16 protein-coding genes are annotated in these 16,857 nt (G+C 65.6%); 3 read left to right on the top strand and 13 right to left on the bottom strand.

Features of this window, described 5'->3' with window-relative positions; translation table 11 throughout:
* The coding region (locus WAN71_RS13850; RefSeq protein WP_422225880.1) for an alanine dehydrogenase at positions 1-474 on the top strand (474 nt) is incomplete at its 5' end.
* Positions 475-547: 73 nt separating this feature from the next.
* The gene (locus WAN71_RS13845) at positions 548-1,984 is read left to right on the top strand and encodes an amidase (protein WP_422225879.1); all 1,437 of its coding nucleotides are present in this window, start codon (positions 548-550) and stop codon (positions 1,982-1,984) included.
* Between the two features lie 60 nt (positions 1,985-2,044).
* Here WAN71_RS13845 and WAN71_RS13840 read toward each other — a convergent pair whose 3' ends face one another.
* The 5 genes from WAN71_RS13840 to WAN71_RS13820 form a co-directional block, all read right to left on the bottom strand.
* Positions 2,045-3,067: a nitronate monooxygenase gene (locus WAN71_RS13840; protein WP_422225878.1), complete on the bottom strand. Its 1,023-nt coding sequence runs from the start codon at positions 3,065-3,067 to the stop codon at positions 2,045-2,047.
* 4 nt (positions 3,068-3,071) lie between these two features.
* Positions 3,072-4,424: a M16 family metallopeptidase gene (locus WAN71_RS13835; protein WP_422225877.1), complete on the bottom strand. Its 1,353-nt coding sequence runs from the start codon at positions 4,422-4,424 to the stop codon at positions 3,072-3,074.
* Entirely contained in the window at positions 4,402-6,693 is a 2,292-nt protein-coding gene (locus WAN71_RS13830) for a polyribonucleotide nucleotidyltransferase (RefSeq protein WP_422225876.1), read from the bottom strand. Before WAN71_RS13830 ends, WAN71_RS13835 begins: the two co-directional genes overlap by 23 nt.
* 286 nt (positions 6,694-6,979) lie before the next feature.
* Positions 6,980-7,249: a 30S ribosomal protein S15 gene (gene rpsO / locus WAN71_RS13825; RefSeq protein ID WP_422225875.1), complete on the bottom strand. Its 270-nt coding sequence runs from the start codon at positions 7,247-7,249 to the stop codon at positions 6,980-6,982.
* Between the two features lie 177 nt (positions 7,250-7,426).
* Positions 7,427-8,401, bottom strand: a complete 975-nt coding sequence (locus WAN71_RS13820) for a bifunctional riboflavin kinase/FAD synthetase (protein WP_422225874.1) — start codon at positions 8,399-8,401, stop codon at positions 7,427-7,429.
* Between the two features lie 97 nt (positions 8,402-8,498).
* Between WAN71_RS13820 and mntR the strand changes: the two genes are divergently transcribed.
* A complete protein-coding gene (gene mntR / locus WAN71_RS13815; protein WP_422225882.1) occupies positions 8,499-9,185 on the top strand; it encodes a manganese-binding transcriptional regulator MntR in 687 nt (228 codons plus the stop codon).
* A 22-nt stretch (positions 9,186-9,207) separates the two neighbouring features.
* Here the strand turns inward: mntR and WAN71_RS13810 are convergent, their stop codons facing one another.
* The 8 genes from WAN71_RS13810 to WAN71_RS13775 form a co-directional block, all read right to left on the bottom strand.
* Positions 9,208-10,053 carry an SDR family oxidoreductase gene (locus WAN71_RS13810; RefSeq protein ID WP_422225873.1) on the bottom strand — a complete coding sequence of 282 codons (846 nt, stop codon included), beginning with the start codon at positions 10,051-10,053 and terminating at the stop codon, positions 9,208-9,210.
* Positions 10,054-10,080: 27 nt separating this feature from the next.
* Entirely contained in the window at positions 10,081-11,655 is a 1,575-nt protein-coding gene (locus WAN71_RS13805) for an acyl-CoA synthetase (RefSeq protein ID WP_422225881.1), read from the bottom strand.
* Between the two features lie 14 nt (positions 11,656-11,669).
* On the bottom strand, positions 11,670-12,635 hold the full coding sequence (locus WAN71_RS13800) for an alpha/beta hydrolase (RefSeq protein WP_422225872.1): 966 nt from the start codon (positions 12,633-12,635) through the stop codon (positions 11,670-11,672).
* On the bottom strand, positions 12,632-13,888 hold the full coding sequence (locus tag WAN71_RS13795) for an acyl-CoA dehydrogenase family protein (RefSeq protein WP_422225871.1): 1,257 nt from the start codon (positions 13,886-13,888) through the stop codon (positions 12,632-12,634). The genes WAN71_RS13800 and WAN71_RS13795 overlap by 4 nt, the downstream gene beginning before the upstream one ends.
* Before the next feature lie 22 nt (positions 13,889-13,910).
* Complete coding sequence (locus WAN71_RS13790) at positions 13,911-14,780, bottom strand: SDR family oxidoreductase (RefSeq protein ID WP_422225870.1); 870 nt, start codon at positions 14,778-14,780, stop codon at positions 13,911-13,913.
* Positions 14,781-14,809: 29 nt separating this feature from the next.
* Positions 14,810-15,673, bottom strand: coding sequence for a MaoC/PaaZ C-terminal domain-containing protein (locus WAN71_RS13785; protein WP_422225869.1), 864 nt, complete (start codon positions 15,671-15,673; stop codon positions 14,810-14,812).
* A 2-nt stretch (positions 15,674-15,675) separates the two neighbouring features.
* Positions 15,676-16,125, bottom strand: a complete 450-nt coding sequence (locus WAN71_RS13780; protein ID WP_422225868.1) for a type II toxin-antitoxin system Rv0910 family toxin — start codon at positions 16,123-16,125, stop codon at positions 15,676-15,678.
* 29 nt (positions 16,126-16,154) lie between these two features.
* A partial coding sequence (locus WAN71_RS13775; RefSeq protein WP_422225867.1) for a thiolase C-terminal domain-containing protein occupies positions 16,155-16,857 on the bottom strand: 703 nt, incomplete at its 5' end.

The following is a 16,857-nucleotide window of genomic DNA, read 5'->3' as shown; positions in this document are numbered from 1 at the left end:
GTGCAGACCCGCTACTCGACCGCCCTAGAACTCGAGCAAGCCGTAAAAGACGCCGACCTGGTCATCGGCGCGGTGCTGTTGCCGGGCGCCAAGGCGCCCAAGTTGGTATCCAATTCTGTTGTCGCGCGTATGAAGCCAGGCGCGGTGCTGGTCGACATCGCGATCGACCAAGGCGGCTGCTTCGAAGACTCACATCCGACGACCCATGACGACCCGACGTTCGCCGTATACGACACGCTGTTCTACTGCGTGGCGAACATGCCGGCTTCGGTGCCAAAAACGTCGACGTTCGCGTTGACCAACGCCACCATGCCCTATGTGATCGAACTCGCCGACCACGGCTGGAAAGCGGCCTGCCGGTCGAACCCTGCACTCGCCAAAGGGCTTTCGACGCACGACGGAGCGCTGCTGTCTCAGCGTGTGGCCGCCGACCTGGAGCTGCCGTTCACCGAACCCGCGGACGTGCTGGCCTAACGTCCTGCGACGATGCGGGCCGGTACGGCCCGGTGAGGAGCAGGACTATCAGCCGCTGTGCTACACAGACCGCGTGAGTTCACTCGCCGATGACACCCGCTGGATGGATGCGGTCGACCAAGCCGCCTTGGTGAGAAAAGGTGAGGTGACGCCGCTCGAGTTGCTCGAAGCGGCCATCGAGCGCATCGAGCGCATCGACCCCGTCCTCAACGCCGTGGTAATCCGGTGGTTCGATCATGCCCGCGACACAGCCCGCGCCGAGCTGCCCGACGGGCCGTTCCGCGGCGTGCCGTTCCTGATCAAGGACCTGTTCGCCGGCTATGCCGGTCAGCGCATCAGCAACGGCAACGTCGCGCTCAAAAACGCGAAGGTGATCTCGGACGCCGACACCACGTTGGTCAGCCGGTACCGCCGCGCCGGTTTGGTGATCGCCGGGCGCACCAACAGTCCCGAACTCGGCAGCGTGCCGACCACCGAACCGCTCGCCTGGGGCGCGACCCACAACCCGTGGGACACCAGTCGTTCGCCCGGCGGATCGAGCGGTGGCGCAGCGGCCGCCGTCGCCAGCGGCATGGTCCCGTTCGCGCACGCCAGCGACGGCGGCGGCTCGATCCGGATTCCCGCCTCGTGTTGCGGCCTGGTCGGCCTGAAGCCGAGCCAGGGCAGGATCTCGCTTGGCCCGATCCGCGACGAAACAGCGCTGTCAGTGGAGCTTTGCGTGAGCCGTACGGTGCGCGACACGGCCGCGCTGCTCGACGCTGTTCGGGGACCCGCGATCGGCGACACGGTGATCGCGCCTGCTCCTTTGCGCCCGTATGTCGACGAGGTTGGCGCCGACCCGGGCCGGTTAGGCATCGGCCTGCTCGACCACCATCCGCAAGGAGGCGCCGTCGCACCCGAGTGCACCGCGGCCGCACGGTCAGTCGCCACATTGCTGGAGTCGTTTGGCCATACGGTCGAACAAGCATGGCCCGCAGCGCTCGAGGACGCGACGGTCATCTCCCGGTTCGGGGCCATGTGGAGCACCAACATGGGTGTCAGCCTGCGGCGGTTCGAAGAACAGCTCGGACGCCCCCTCGCCGAGGACGAGTTCGAACCCATGAACCGCATACAGGCCGACTACGGCGCGCACCTCAGCGCCATCGACTATGCGCTTGCGCTATCGGCCACCACCCAGTTCCGCCGCGCGCTGCAGACCTGGTGGGCCGATGGCTGGGATCTGTTGCTCACACCGACGGTGGCCGAGCTTCCGCTGCCGCTGGGCACCATTGTCAACAACCCCGATCACCCGATGGACGGCATGGAACGCTCAGGGCAGTTCATTCCATTCACCCCGCCGTACAACATGAGTGGGCAGCCCGCGATCAACGTGCCGGTTGTGTGGACCGATGGCGGGCTGCCGGTCGGGGTGCAGTTGGTGGCCGCCTATGGACGCGAAGACGTCCTGCTCCGAGTGGCCAGCCAACTGGAAGTCGCTAAGCCGTGGGCACAGCGCAAGCCCCAGGTGTAAGTGCGCCGACGACGATGCCGAGCGAAGCGATGAGAAGGACCGGCGCCCATGACCGCTGCCTTACACGTCGCCGAGGGTGTTGATGATGTCCTTTGCCGACCCGGTGCGCGCGGTCCGGTAAGCCGTTCCCGCCCATAGGTTGGTGCCGTGCGGGTCCTCCAACGCGACCGAGGCCCTGCGGATCGGTGAGGTCATCTGGTTGACCTCGGGATAACCCAGCGGCGCCACTTCGTCGAGCAACCGGGTGAAGTCGTTCTCCAAACCACGCGCATACCGACCCGAAAATGCCCGCGTGACAATGGTTTTGACGAACTCTGGATGCTGCAGCGCGGAGCGATGTGCAGCGTTGGTGCCCGCCTCGTCGCTGAGCAGTAGTGCGGTGCCAATTTGGGCGGCGACTGCTCCCCTGTTCATGACGGCGGCGACGTCTTCGGGGGTGCCGAGCCCGCCTGCTGCGATCAGCGGGACATCGTGGGCGCTACGGATCCGGGCAAGCAACTCGTGCAACGACTCTCTACCGGGGTCCATGTCCGGCGCGAAGGTACCGCGGTGACCGCCGGCATCGGGCCCCTGGACGACCAGACCATCGGCACCGGCAGCGAGGGCCACTCCGGCCTCGTAGGCCGACGTCACGGTGTTGAAAAGCAGAATTCCCAGGGCGCCGAACCACCGCATCACGTCCGGTGACGGCGCACCGAAGGTGAACGACACCATCTCCGGCCGCAGATCGGCCACCACCTCAAGTTTTTGCTGCCAGCCGTCGTCGTCACCAAACCGGGGGTAACCAATCTCGACTTCGTAGTGTTCGGCAATCTCGTCGAGCGCCTCCGCGTAGTGGTCCAGCGCGTAGACGTCGGCGACGCTGGGCTGCGGCACAAACAGATTGACGCCCAGTGGGCCGGTGGTCGCGGCGCGCGCGGCCGCGATGTCGTCGGCGAGACGTTCCGCACTCACATAACCGCTGGCCAAAAAACCAAGGCCGCCGGCGTTGGACACCGCCGCTGCCAGCGCCGGGGTACCAGGGCCACCCGACATCGGCGCTCCAACGATTGGCACGTCGAGATCCCAGAACCCCAGTACCATGGCCCTACCTTGCGATCGCTCGAAGCTGTTGGGGTAGCGACTTTTTCGATTGATGCGGACCAAGAACGGCCACGCCGTATGGCTTGCCCAGCACTCGGTGGGCCGCCGCATTAACCTCGTCCACGGTGACCTCGTCGAGCTCCTGCAGCGTGCGGTCGATACTTCGATGCTCAGCGTAGTTGAGTTCGCTACGGCCGATGCGGTTCATCCGTGAATTCGAGTCCTCCAGGCCGAGCACCAGCCCGCCGCGCAGCGAACCCTTGGCGATCCGGCATTCCGCTTCGGTGATGCCATCGCGTGCCACCGCCTCGAGCACCTCGGTGGTCACCCGCGCAACTTCGGCGAAACGCTCCGGCAGGCACGCGGCGTAGACCGACAACGCACCGCTGTCGGAGAACATGTCCACCGACGAGTAGACCGAGTACGCTAGCCCGCGGGATTCCCGAACCTGTTGGAACAGACGCGAACTCAAGCCACCGCCGAGTGCGGTGTTGAGCACCGCCAGCGCCCACCGATGCTTCCAATGCCGGCCAGGCGTGCGCACCCCCAGACAGACGTGGGTCTGCTCGGCATTGCGATTGGCCAACGTCAATTGCGGACGACCGGTGATCCGCCCGGTGCCCTTGCGTGGCGGCACCGGCCCCCGACCCCTGACCAAGCGCGGCCCGAAGTGCTCGCGGACCATCGCCACCACGTCGTCGTGATCGACATTGCCGGCCACCGCGATGACCATCCGCTCGGGTGTGTAGCGCCGCATGTGAAACGAATGCAGTTGAGCGCGCGTCATCGCCGACACCGACTGCGCGCTCCCGATTACCGGACGGCCCACCGGATGGTCACCGAAGAGGGCCGCCAGGAACATGTCGCCCAGTACGTCCTCGGGATCGTCGTCGCGCATCGCGATCTCCTCGAGCACGACGTCGCGCTCGAGCTCGACGTCGTCGGTGGCGCAGCGTCCGTTGAGCACCACGTCAGCGACCAGGTCGACGCCCAACTCCAAATCGCTGTCGAGCACATGCGCGTAGTAGCAGGTGTGCTCCTTGGCGGTGAACGCATTCAGCTCACCGCCAACCGCATCCACCGCCTGCGCGATGTCGACAGCTGTGCGCGTCGGGGTGGACTTGAACAGCAGATGCTCCAGGAAGTGCGCGGCACCGGCCACGGTCACGCCCTCGTCGCGCGATCCGACGCCCACCCACACCCCGACCGACGCAGAGTGCACCCCGGGCAGGTATTCGGTGACGACACGCAACCCCCCGGGCAGGGTGGTGCGGCGGAACGCGGAAGACGGCTCGGCGCTGTGCCTGCCGCGTCGCAGCGGCTGCGTCCCCGGGCTAACTGCTGGCCGTCGCGGCATCGGCGGGCGCGGTCTCCGGGGCGGGACTTGCTGCGTTACCGTCGCCGGATTCTCCGGCTTCCTCGGCGACGAGCACCAGCGAGATCTTGCCGCGCTTGTCGATGTCGGCGATTTCCACGCGCAACTTGTCGCCGACGTTGACAACGTCCTCGACCTTCGCGATGCGCTTGCCCCTGCCGAGCTTGGAGATGTGCACCAGCCCGTCGCGGCCCGGGAGCAGCGACACGAACGCACCGAAGTCGGTGGTCTTGACCACCGTTCCGAGGAATCGCTCGCCGGTCTTGGGCAGCTGTGGGTTGGCGATCGCGTTGATCTTGTCGATCGCGGCCTGCGCCGAAGGTCCGTCGGTGGCACCGACGAACACGGTGCCGTCGTCCTCGATGGAGATCTGCGCGCCGGTTTCTTCGGTGATGGCGTTGATGATCTTGCCCTTGGGGCCGATGACCTCGCCGATCTTGTCGATCGGCACCTTGATCGTGGTGACCCGCGGCGCGTACGGGCTCATCTCGTCGGGAGCGTCGATGGCCTCGGCCATCACCTCCAAGATGGTCAGCCGGGCGTCTTTGGCCTGCTCGAGCGCACCGGCCAGCACCTGCGACGGGATCCCGTCGAGTTTGGTGTCCAACTGCAGCGCGGTGACGAAGTCCTTGGTGCCGGCGCACTTGAAGTCCATGTCGCCGAATGCGTCTTCGGCGCCCAGGATGTCGGTCAGGGTGACGAAACGGCGCTCGGTGCCTCCGCCTTCGACCTCGACGTCGTCAGACACCAGACCCATCGCGATGCCGGCGACCGGCGCCTTGAGCGGAACCCCGGCGTTCAGCAGCGACAGCGTCGAGGCGCACACCGAGCCCATCGAGGTGGAACCGTTGGAGCTCAACGCTTCCGAGACCTGACGGATGGCGTAGGGGAACTCGTCGACGGGGGGCAGCACCGGCAACAGCGCCCGTTCGGCCAGCGCGCCGTGACCGATCTCGCGCCGCTTAGGCGAGCCGACCCGACCGGTTTCCCCGGTGGAGAACGGCGGGAAGTTGTAGTGGTGCATGTACCGCTTGGAGGTCTCCGGCCCCAGCGAGTCGATCTGCTGGGCCATCTTGACCATGTCGAGGGTCGTCACACCCAGGATCTGCGTCTCACCGCGCTCGAACAGCGCACTGCCGTGCGCCCGCGGGACCACCGCGACCTCTGCCGACAACGCGCGGATGTCGGTGACGCCGCGGCCGTCGATGCGGAAGTGGTCGCTCAGGATGCGCTGTCGCACAAGCTTCTTGGTCAGCGCGCGGAATGCCGCACCGACCTCCTTCTCCCGGCCGACGTAGGTGTCGGCCAGCCGTGCGAGCACCTCGGCCTTGATCTCGTCGGTGCGGTCGTTGCGCTCGTTCTTACCGGAGATGGTCAGCGCGGCAGACAGCTCCTCGGTGGCCACCGAGGACACCGAGTAGTACACGTCGTCGCCGTAGTCGGGAAACACCGGGTATTCACCGGTCGGTTTCGCGGCTGCGTCGGCCAGCTCCTGCTGTGCGGTACACAGCGCCGCGATGAACGGCTTGGCGGCCTCCAGGCCTTGTGCCACAACGGCTTCCGTCGGCGCCTGGGCGCCGCCCGCGACCAGCTCGATGACGTTCTGGGTGGCCTCGGCCTCGACCATCATGATGGCCACGTCGGCGTTCTCGCCGCTACCGGACACCACCCGTCCGGCCACCACCATGTCGAACACCGCCCGTTCGGCCTGCTCGACCGTCGGGAATGCCACCCAGGTGCCATCGATCAGCGACACCCGCACACCGCCGACCGGGCCGGAGAACGGCAGGCCGGCCAGCTGGGTGGAAGCGGATGCGGCGTTGATGGCCACCACGTCGTAGAGCTCGTTGGGGTCCAGGCTCAGGATCGTCACCACGACCTGGATCTCGTTGCGCAGGCCGCCGACGAACGACGGGCGCAGCGGGCGGTCGATGAGCCGGCAGGTCAGGATCGCGTCGGTAGAAGGCCGGCCCTCGCGACGGAAGAACGAGCCGGGGATGCGGCCCGCGGCGTACATCCGCTCCTCGACGTCGACGGTCAGCGGAAAGAAGTCCAATTGTTCTTTGGGGTTCTTGCTGGCGGTGGTCGCCGACAGCAGCATGGTCTCGTCGTCAAGGTAGGCGGCGACGGCGCCGGCGGCTTGCTGAGCCAACCGACCGGTCTCAAAACGAATGGTGCGGGTGCCGAAGCTCCCGTTGTCGATGACGGCGGTCGACTCGAACACGCCTTGGTCAATTTCAGCTACAGACATAAGTGTCCGTGCGGCCTCTCTGGATTTATTCAGCTGTTTCGCGTGATCACGCTCAACCCGGAGGTTTCCAGAGCCTGGATGCAGCTACGGCCGTCGATCGAAGCTGCCGACCTGCTCCGATTCGGGAGCCCGGCAGCCACTACCGAAGACCGCGCGATGCAGGTCCCCTTGTGACTCGCTGGGACGGTGCGCGCGGATCGCGCGCGCCGCACCTGCTCGGGCCGATCCGGCCCAGAACGTCCTTACTCTACACGCCGACCTGGCGATTCCTACTCCTGCGGGAGCGTCAGCGACGCAGACCCAACCGGTCAATCAGTGAGCGGTAGCGCTCCACGTCGATCTGCGCGACGTACTTCAGCAGCCGGCGCCGGCGTCCCACCAGCAGCAGCAGACCGCGGCGTGAGTGGTGGTCGTGCTTGTGCAGCTTGAGGTGCTCGGTCAGGTCGGCGATCCGCCTGGTCAGCAGGGCGACCTGCGCCTCAGGGGATCCAGTGTCGGTCTGATGCAGGCCGTAAGAGCCCAGGATTTCCTTTTTTTGCTCGGCAGTCAGTGCCACGAAATATCTCCATCAATCGGTCCGCGATCCGGTGATTCCCGTGACGACCCGCTGCGCCCGGCTTTGCCGCGCTGGCGATCGCCACGTGATCCAGGCTGCGGCCGCCGCGAACTGCAGCACGCGCCGTGTCGCCAGGGAGTCTAACAGTGGGCGCCCGATCGACCGGAAACTTGCAGGTTAACCGGCAGATAACAGGGAGCGGGCACGCTCGGTGTCGGTGCCCATCGCGGCGATGAGATCCTTCACCGATCCGAACTTCTTCTGCCCGCGGATCCGCGCGACGAAGTCCAGCGCCACATGCTGTCCGTACAAGTCAGCGGCGGTGTCGAGCACAAACGCCTCGACGGTGCGGGTGCGCCCCGAGAAGGTCGGATTAGTGCCCACCGACACCGCGGCCTGGTAGCGCTCGCCCGGCACCACCGTGCCGGTCACCGGCCCGTGCCCGAGAACGGTGAACCAGGCGGCGTAGACGCCGTCCGCCGGGATGGCGGAGTACATCGGCGGCGCCACGTTGGCGGTGGGGAAACCCATCTCGGTGCCGCGTCCGTCGCCGCGGACCACCACGCCTTCTACGCGGTGTGGACGGCCCAGCGCTTCGGCGGCGGCAACCACGTCTCCAGCGTCGACACAGGACCGGATATAGGTCGACGAGAACGTCACGGTTTCGGTGTCGTGATGCTCAGAAACCAGTGACATCGATTCCACTGCGAACCCGAATCGCTCGCCGGCGCGGCGCAGCGTGTCGACGGTACCGGCAGCCTTTTTGCCGAAGGTGAAGTTCTCACCCACCACGACTTCCACTACGTGCAGGTCTTCGACGAGCAATTCGTGGACGTATCGCTCTGGCGTGAGCTTCATGAAATTCGTGGTGAACGGCATTACCAGAAACACATCGATGCCGAACTCCTCGGCCAGCTCGGCACGCCGGGTCAGCGTCGTCAACTGAGCGGGGTGACTGCCGGGGAAGACCACTTCCATCGGGTGCGGGTCGAACGTCATCAGCACGGTGGGCACGCCCCGGGCGCGACCCGATTTCACCGCGTGCTCGATCAGCTCGGCGTGCCCGCGGTGCAGACCGTCGAACACCCCGATGGTGAGCACGCATCTGCCCCAGTCCGTGGGTATCTCGTCCTGGCCGCGCCACCGTTGCACAACAGTTAGCCTACGGCGCAAGGTAGCGGCTGGTCGTGCGAGAGCCCCAGATCAGGTGAGGATTGCTTAAACTTCCGTTGTGCGCCCTGACCCCCCCATTGAGGAGCCCAACGAGCTCACCACGGTTGCCCAGGACTATCTGAAAGTCATCTGGAATGCCCAGGAGTGGTCGCGGGAGAAGGTCAGCACCAAGATGCTGGCCGAGAAGCTCTGGGTGTCCGCCAGCACCGCCTCGGAATCCATCCGCAAACTCGCCGAGCAGGGTCTGGTCGACCACGAGAAGTACGGCGCGGTCACCCTGACCAAGTCGGGGCGCCGGGCGGCGCTGGCGATGGTGCGCCGCCACCGACTGCTGGAAGCCTTCCTGGTCAAGGAGCTCGGTTACAGCTGGGACGAAGTGCACGACGAGGCCGAGGTGCTCGAGCACGCGGTGTCCGACCGGCTGGTGGCGCGCATCGACGCCAAGCTGGGCTTCCCTCAGCGCGATCCGCACGGTGACCCGATCCCCGGCTCCGACGGGCAAGTGCCCACGCCACCGGCTCGCCAGCTGTGGTCATGCGCCGACGGCGACGCCGGCACGGTAGCGCGGATATCCGATAAAGACCCCGAGATGCTGCGCTATTTCGACAGCATCGGGCTCAGCCTCGATTCGCGGCTGCGGGTGCTGACCCGGCGCGAATTCGCCGGAATGATCTCCATCGCGGTCGAATCCGCTGACGGCACACCCACCACGGTCGACCTGGGAAGTCCTGCCGCACAAGCGATTTGGATTGTCGCGCAGTAGCGCGGCGCTGTACGCCTACGCCCTAGCTGTCTCCGCCCGCGGTGGCCCGGGCGTGATAGGCATCCCGGGTGGCTTGATCCATCGCGAGGAACGCCTGCTCGGCCCGGGTGACTCTGGTCAGGAACCGGCGCGGGCGTTCCGGCATCGATAGCGCCGTCCGGAACACCAGCCGAAGCCTGCGCGGCACATAGGACATGGCGCGGTGGGTCCGCGCGGCCATGATCACAGCCGCGGCAATATCTTCGGGCTCGACCGAAATAAAGTTCTCCACCGCTTTAGAAAGCTGGAGGCCGGCGGACAATTCGGTATGCACGACGCCCGGAAGGATCGCGCAGACGTGGATGTTGTGCGGGCGCAGCTCCTCGCGCAGCGCGTAGGTCAGGCCCACCACACCGAACTTGGTGGCACAGTAGGTGGCAACGCCCGGAAAACCGCCGATGCCCCCCACCGACGCAATATTGATGATGTTTCCGCCGCTGCGTTGTATGAACCGTTCCGCCGCCAATTTGCAACCCAGAATCACGCCACGCAGGTTGATGTCGACCATCCTGTCTTCAACGGCCCGGGATTCGGCGAGGAACTCGCCGGTGAGCATCACACCCGCGTTGTTCACCAAGATGTCGAGCGGTCCGAGAACACGCTCCGCGTCGTCGAGGAACGTGGCGAAAGATTGCGGCGAGGTGACATCGAGCGGCAACGCGACCATGTCGCCTGAAATGCCGGCCGCGACTTGCTTGGCAAGATCGGCGTCGAGATCTCCGATCGCTACCTTGGCCCCGGCGGCGGTGAACGCCTGTGCGGTGGCCAGCCCGATCCCGCGCGCGCCACCGGTGATTGCAACGACCCGACCTCTCAGCGCTGTCTTCATGCTGACCTGGTACCTCCTTAACGTGTGCTACCTGTCGACCAGCCGATTTCGCAGCAGCTTGCCGGTTTCGTTGCGCGGCAACTCCTGCACGAAGACCACGTCGCGAGGAATCTTGTGGCGAGCCAGGTGGGATCGCACGTAAGCCTTGATGTCGTCGGCGTCCAGGTTGGCATCTGACCGGCTGACAACGTAAGCGGCGAGCCGCTTTCCGAAGTCGGCGTCGTCGACACCGACCACCGCAGTCTCAACGATGCCGGGATGGTCATCGAGCAGATTCTCAACCTCGAGCGGGAAGACGTTCTCGCCTCCGGAGACAATCATGTCGTCATCGCGGCCATCGACGAACCACAGCCCGGTCTCGTCGAAATGCCCGGTGTCGCCGGTGGACAACAGCCCGTCGACGATTTCCTTGTTCCGGCCATCGGTGTACCCGGAAAAGCTCAGGCCGCTCGACACGAACAGGGTGCCCACCCGCCCGGGTTCGGTGATCTTGCGGCGATGTTCGTCATAGCAGGCCAGCCGGCAACCGACGGGCGGGCGGCCGACGGTGCCCGGCGCGGCACGAAGTTCTTGCGGCGTCGCGACGGCGGCAGCCGCCACCTCAGTCGAGCCGTACAGGTTGTACAGCACGTCGCCGAACGCCTCGGCGGTACGGCGGCACAAGTCCGGAGACAGCGACGAGCCGGCGGCGAAAACGACTGTCAGCGAAGAGGTGTCGTATTGGGCGAGCGTCTTGGGGCCCAGGTCGAGGATACGCTGTAGCATGGTCGGGACGAGGATCAGAGCGCCGGCGCGATGCTTCGCGACAGCTGCGAGAGTGGATTCGGGATCGAATCGCCGCGCCAGCACAACTTGGTTGCCCAGCGCGAAGCCCAGCGCACACGTCGCCAGGCCGGTGGCGTGGAACAGCGGCGCCGGGACGCAGTAGGCGCCATCGCGTGGCCAGGCGATTCGGTCGAGCAGTTGCGCCGACTGCAGTGGGTCAATCCGGTTGCGCGGCGCTCCTTTTGGGATTCCGGTGGTTCCACTGGTCAACAACACCATGCCGCCCGGCCGGGACGGAGCAGGTAGCGACGCCTTGGGCTGGCTTTCGATCAGCTCGCGCAATTGGCTACCGGTAATCCGCACCGTTGCTTCCGGCAGCACGTCGAGCAGGTCAGCGTATTCGTCGTCGGCAAGAATGCAGCTGACGTGTTCCCGCGCAGACACATCCGTCAGCTGCGGGCCGGCGAAGCCGGTGTTCATCAGCACCGTCCTAGCGCCGAGTTTGTTCGCCGCACTCAGCGTCACCATGATGATCCGGTGATTGCGGTGTAGTACCGCGATCACCCCGCCGGCTTGAATTCCCTTGGCTGCTAAGCCGCGCGCCAAGGCGTTGGATGTCTCGTCGAGCTGACGGAAAGTGATTGTGCCGTCTTCGTCGGTAATAGCCGGTGCGTCACCGTAACGAGCTGCGGTGTAGGCGGTGAGCCCGCCGAACGCGCCGTAGCGCCGCATAGCCCGGAACGCGCGCAATGCCTGGTCGGGGCGTACCGGGTCGACCATCCCGCGGCGGAACAACACGCCGGCTGCGACGAGCCGATCCGCCGCCTTGGCGAGCATGGGTAGCGAAGTGTTCACGACGCGGTGTCGGCTTCGGCAACCGCGGCACGAAGAAACAATCCGGCCGTCTCGAGACTGGTCCGTCCTTGGTCACGCGGCCAGAGCCAATAGCCATGCATCAGACCCGGCCACACCTGCTTTTCACAGCGACCACCCGACGCGACCACTTGAGCGGCGAACGCCTCAGCGTCGGCACGCATGACTTCCCTTGTACCGTAATGCACCTGGATCGGCGGCAGACCGGCCAGATCGGCATTCAGCAGACACAGCCGCGGGTCTGCGGCATCATGGGCACCCACGTACAGCGCGACTGCGCGCGCAGCCGCTCGCGGATCGAGCGGCTGTTGCCGGGTGCGCACGTCGGCAATGCACGCCCGGTATGCCGGATCGATCAGCGGGCCGAACAGCGCAAGCGCTGCCGGGGCGGGCAGCCCTTCGCTGCGCAGCCGCAAGGCAAGCGCAACCGCCAAGTGCCCACCGGCCGAGTCCCCGGCGACGACAAGTTTCGCCGGATCGTGGCCCTGCGCAAGCAGCCAACGATATGCGGCGAACGCATCGTCTTCGGCTGCTGGAAAAGGATGCTCGGGTGCCAGCCGGTAATCGATGGCGAATGTCGGCATGCCGGAGTATTTAGACAGATGCGACGCGAACCCGCGATGTGTGCGCGACGAGCAGATCAGGTAGCCGCTGCCGTGCAGCACCAGGATCGCCCCGACGCCGTCGTCAGCCTCCGGGGCCCACACCCACTCCCCTCGCACCGGTGTGGAGACCGGCTCAACCCGAACGCCGGGAACCACCGGGGCGGTGCGGGCAATCAGATAGTCCGCCGCCGGGCGCACCCCGGCGAATAGCCACCGTTGCGACACCAACACGTTGAGCATGATGTTGAAAGTCAGCCGCGTGATCGGAACATAGCTCAACCGGTCGAACGCGGCGATCGATCTGCGCCACAGAGCCTTTGAACGCCTTGCGGTGTTCATCCGGTGAGCAGGCCCTTGGCGATGTGGGTTACCTGGACCTCGTTGCTGCCGGCGTAGATCATCAACGACTTCGCGTCGCGGGCCAGCTGTTCGACCCGATACTCGGCCATGTAGCCGTTACCGCCGAAAAGTTGCACGGCCTCCATCGCGACGTCGGTGGCGGCCTCGGACGAGTACAGCTTGATCGCCGACGCCTCGGCCAGCGAGGGCACCCGGCCGGCCTGCATCTTCTCCAGCGTTTGAAACACCATGTTCTGCACGTTGATCCGGGCAACTTCCATCTTGGCCAGCTTGAGCTGAATGAGCTGGAATTGACCGATGTTCTGGCCCCACAGGGTGCGGGTTTTGGCGTAGTCGACGCAGCGCCGGTGACATTCGTTGATGATCCCCAACGCCATCAGCGCGACGCCGAGTCGTTCGGCCGCGAAGTTCGCCCGCGCGCTTTCCCGACCGTCCCCGCCGGTGTGCTGCTCGGTCTCGCCGAGCAGCCGGTCAGGTGTCAGCCGGACATTGTCGAAGAACAATTCGCCGGTCGGCGATGACATCATGCCCATCTTCTTGAACGGCTTACCCTGAGTCAGCCCCGGCATGCCGGCATCGAGTACGAACGGCAACACCGGTCGGTTGCGCCGGTCCCCGGGGCCTTCGGCCAGTCCTTGGTCGAGTTTGGCGTAGACAATCAGGACATCGGCATACGGGCCGTTGGTGATGAACGTCTTCTGTCCGTTGAGCAGGTAGGCCCCATCTTCGTCGCCGGAGCGCCGCACGGTGGTCTTCATCCCGCCAAAGGCATCCGAGCCGGAGTCTGGCTCGGTGATCGCCCACGCCGCAATCTTTTCCAGCGTCATCAGTTCCGGTAGCCAGCGCTCCTTTTGGGCGAGCGTGCCGCGACTCATGATCGTCGTCGCACCCAGGCCGAGGCTGACACCGATTATGCTGAGCAATCCAATGCTCACCCCGGCGAGTTCGGATACCAGCACCGCGGCCATCGACGCCTGCGCACCCAGATTTCCCAACCCTGCTGATGACCGCTTCTCGGACTCACCTGCGCCGGCGCGCTCCTTGTCCAGCATCGTCTTGACCGCTTCGGCGGCCAGCACGTCCAGGCCGAATTCACTGAACAGCTTGCGCGCAATCGGGTACGGCGAAAGCTCACCGGTTTCCAATGCGTCCAGCTGTGGCCGGATCTCCTTCTCGATGAACCCCCGCACCGCGTCGCGCATGATCAGGTCGGTGTCAGACCATTCGAACATCATCTGCTCCTGAGCCCGGTTGTTATTGCGGTAGGCGGCGAGCGATGTCGTCGATCAGCCACCGACCATCAGTCTCGATGGTTTCGACGTCGTGCCAACCGGAAAGCGCCGAAATCGCCCCGCCCTGAACCGCGTACACCTTGCCGGTGATCGGGCACTTCTCCGTCGCCAAGTAGGCCACCAGCGGGGAGATGTTCGCCGGACTGAATAGGTCGAGCTCGCCCTCGTCCGGTTCGGCCATCAGCGAACCCATGCCGGGGGTGGCCAGGGTGAGCCGGGTGCGGGCGATCGGGGCGATCGCGTTCACCCGAACGCCGTAGCGCTCGAGTTCCTCGGCGGCGATAAGCGTCATCGCCGCGATTCCGGCTTTGGCCGAACCGTAGTTGGCTTGGCCGGCATTCGGCAGTGTCACCCCGGAGCCCGATGCGGTGTTGATCACCGCGGCGTTGGGTTGATCACCGGCTTTTGACTGCGCCTTCCAGTAGGCGGCGGCGTGCCGCAGCATCGCGAAGTGGCCTTTCAAATGCACGGCGATCACCGCGTCCCAATGCGATTCCTCCATGCCGGCGATGAACGAATCCCGCAGGATGCCGGCATTGTTGACCAAGACGTCGAGTCGGCCGAACTCGGCGATAGCTTGTAGCACAACGCTTTCCGCGCCGCTCCAGGTCGCAACGTTCTCGGTGCTGGCGACGGCGGTGCCGCCGGCGGTCACGATCTCTTCCACCACGTCGCGCGCCGGCCCGCTGTCGGCGCCGTTGCCGGCGTTGTCGCCACCGAGGTCGTTGACGATGGCCTTGGCCCCTTCCCTCGCGAACAGCAGTGCGTGTTCACGCCCGATGCCACGGCCTGCGCCGGTGATCACCGCGACCCGGCCCTCTAATGCACCCATTGATAGGACTCCTCTGGTAAGTCAGGTTGTCAGTCGGCTATTACCGCTAGCCCATCGGTGATCACGAAATCATCGCCGCGGGCCGTTTCGAACGCGTAGCTGCTGGTTCCGTTGGCACTGCTGACAGCCCAGATCCGGGTTTCCAAGTCGTCGCCGGGCAGCACCGGTTTGGAGAAGCGGACCGCGAACCGCTTGAGCCGGTTGACATCCGAGCCGGCGAGCTCGTTGAGCACCGCCCACGAGGTGAACGCCATGGTGCACAGCCCGTGGGCGATGATTCCGGGCAGCCCGGCGTCTTTGGCCACCTCCTCATCAAGATGGATCGGCATCGGATCGCCGGCGGCAGGTGCATAGCGGAAGGTCTGGTCGCTGTCGATGTGCTGCACGACCTTGGCTACCGGCGCCCGCTCCCGGAGCTTCTCATCGAACTTGTGGTCGGGGCTCAGTTCGCCGACCGCCTTGCCGACATTGAAGCCCCGCACGAACGTGGTGACGTACTGCTCGTTGAGCAGCTCACCGTCCTCGGTGCGGCATTCGAGCACGATCGCGGCGCGGGTGCCTTTCTCCAGTCCCTGGTATCCGATCATCTTGCCGCGCGAGACCAGTTTGTCTCCCGGGCGAATCGGCCGGTGGAAGTGGAAGTCTTGCTCCCCGTGCACGACTCGGGGGATCGCCTCGATCGGCATCACGTCGACAGCCGGCATGAGCAATGCCTCGAAAACGGGGACGATCGCGAACACCGGCGGCGCAACGTCCCCGCTGCGGTGCGCCTCGATGGGGTCGTTGGTGGCCGCCGCGTACTCCGCGAGTCGCTCCCTGGTGACCTCGAACCGCTCGTCGTCGGTCCAGCGGTTCAGCCCGGTGTCGTCGAACTCCATCTGCTCAGTCGCCATGCTTAGGCCTCAGAAATCCCTGCCGAGGCGAGCGCGTCGAGCTGGTCGAGCGTCTTGTCGAGTTGCCTGACGCCGTCCTTCTCCACTGCCTTGCCCAGCGCACCCTTGATCAGCGCACCCTCGAAATCCCCGAGAACAGTGAATTTGGAGCCGCTGTCCGCCGGGTCGATGGTGAAGGTGAACTGCGCCTTGACGCCGGCCATTCCGGTGCCGCCAAGCACCAGGCTGCGCGGGGCGTCCACCGATTCGATCGTCCACTCGATCTTGTTGGCCATCCCCAGCATCACGATCTTGGCGGTCAGCTTCGACCCTTCGCTGAGCGTGGCGGGTGGTTCCTCCAGCCACTTCTCGTGCACGGTGAACCACTTGTCCCAGTTGGCGAGGTCGCTGACCGTCGCCCACAACGCTTCGGGGCTGGCCGACAGTTCTCGGGTGGCTTCGATGTGTCCCACGGTGGTTCCTCCTAGGTCGGTGGTTCTGTTTAGCGTTCGGCCCGCTGATACGCGGTGATGACGGCGGCGCCGCCCAGCCCGATGTTGTGCTGCAGTGCCGCGGTCACGTTGTCGACTTGCCGCTTGTCGGCGGCGCCCCGCAGCTGCCAGTTCAGCTCGGCGCACTGCGCCAAGCCGGTGGCCCCCAGCGGGTGACCTTTGGAGATCAGCCCGCCGGACGGGTTGACCACCCACCGTCCGCCGTAGGTGGTGTCGCCGTTGTCGATCAGCTTGCCCGCTTCGCCCTCGGCGCACAGGCCCAGCGCTTCGTAGAGCAGCAGCTCGTTGGCCGAGAAGCAGTCGTGTAACTCGATCACCTGGAAGTCTGCGGGCCCCAGACCAGACTGGTCATAAACCCGTTGGGCGGCTTGCACGTTCATGTCGTAGCCGATCAGGCCTTTGCAGGTGCCGTCGAAGCTGCTGGCGAAGTCGGTGGTCATGGCCTGTCCGACAATCTCCACCGCCTGGCCGGCCAGGCCATGCTTGTCGACGAACGCCTCGGAGGCCAGGATCGCCGCGCCTGACCCGTCGGAGGTCGGCGAACACTGCAGCTTGGTCAGCGGGTCGTAGATCATCCGCGACGCCAGGATGTCGTCAAGTGTGTAGGACTCCTGGAACTGCGCGTACGGGTTGTTGACTGAATGCTTGTGGTTCTTATAGCCAATCTTTGCGAAATGCTCTGCGGTGGTGCCG

Source organism: Mycobacterium sp. (assembly GCF_049280035.1).
Lineage (GTDB): Bacteria > Actinomycetota > Actinomycetes > Mycobacteriales > Mycobacteriaceae > Mycobacterium.
The sequence above is the reverse complement of the archived record's forward strand: the minus strand, read 5'-3'. Positions and strand labels throughout refer to the sequence as shown.

Bases quoted from the DNA above. Each gene is read 5' to 3' on its own strand.
- WAN71_RS13790 (WP_422225870.1), bottom strand. From the start codon at position 14,780: ATGGGTGCATTAGAGGGCCGGGTCGCGGTGATCACCGGCGCAGGCCGT.
- WAN71_RS13795 (WP_422225871.1), bottom strand. From the start codon at position 13,888: ATGTTCGAATGGTCTGACACCGACCTGATCATGCGCGACGCGGTGCGG.
- WAN71_RS13840 (WP_422225878.1), bottom strand. From the start codon at position 3,067: ATGGTACTGGGGTTCTGGGATCTCGACGTGCCAATCGTTGGAGCGCCG.
- WAN71_RS13810 (WP_422225873.1), bottom strand. From the start codon at position 10,053: ATGAAGACAGCGCTGAGAGGTCGGGTCGTTGCAATCACCGGTGGCGCG.
- WAN71_RS13830 (WP_422225876.1), bottom strand. From the start codon at position 6,693: ATGTCTGTAGCTGAAATTGACCAAGGCGTGTTCGAGTCGACCGCCGTC.
- WAN71_RS13785 (WP_422225869.1), bottom strand. From the start codon at position 15,673: ATGGCGACTGAGCAGATGGAGTTCGACGACACCGGGCTGAACCGCTGG.
- WAN71_RS13800 (WP_422225872.1), bottom strand. From the start codon at position 12,635: ATGAACACCGCAAGGCGTTCAAAGGCTCTGTGGCGCAGATCGATCGCC.
- WAN71_RS13835 (WP_422225877.1), bottom strand. From the start codon at position 4,424: ATGCCGCGACGGCCAGCAGTTAGCCCGGGGACGCAGCCGCTGCGACGC.
- WAN71_RS13805 (WP_422225881.1), bottom strand. From the start codon at position 11,655: ATGCTCGCCAAGGCGGCGGATCGGCTCGTCGCAGCCGGCGTGTTGTTC.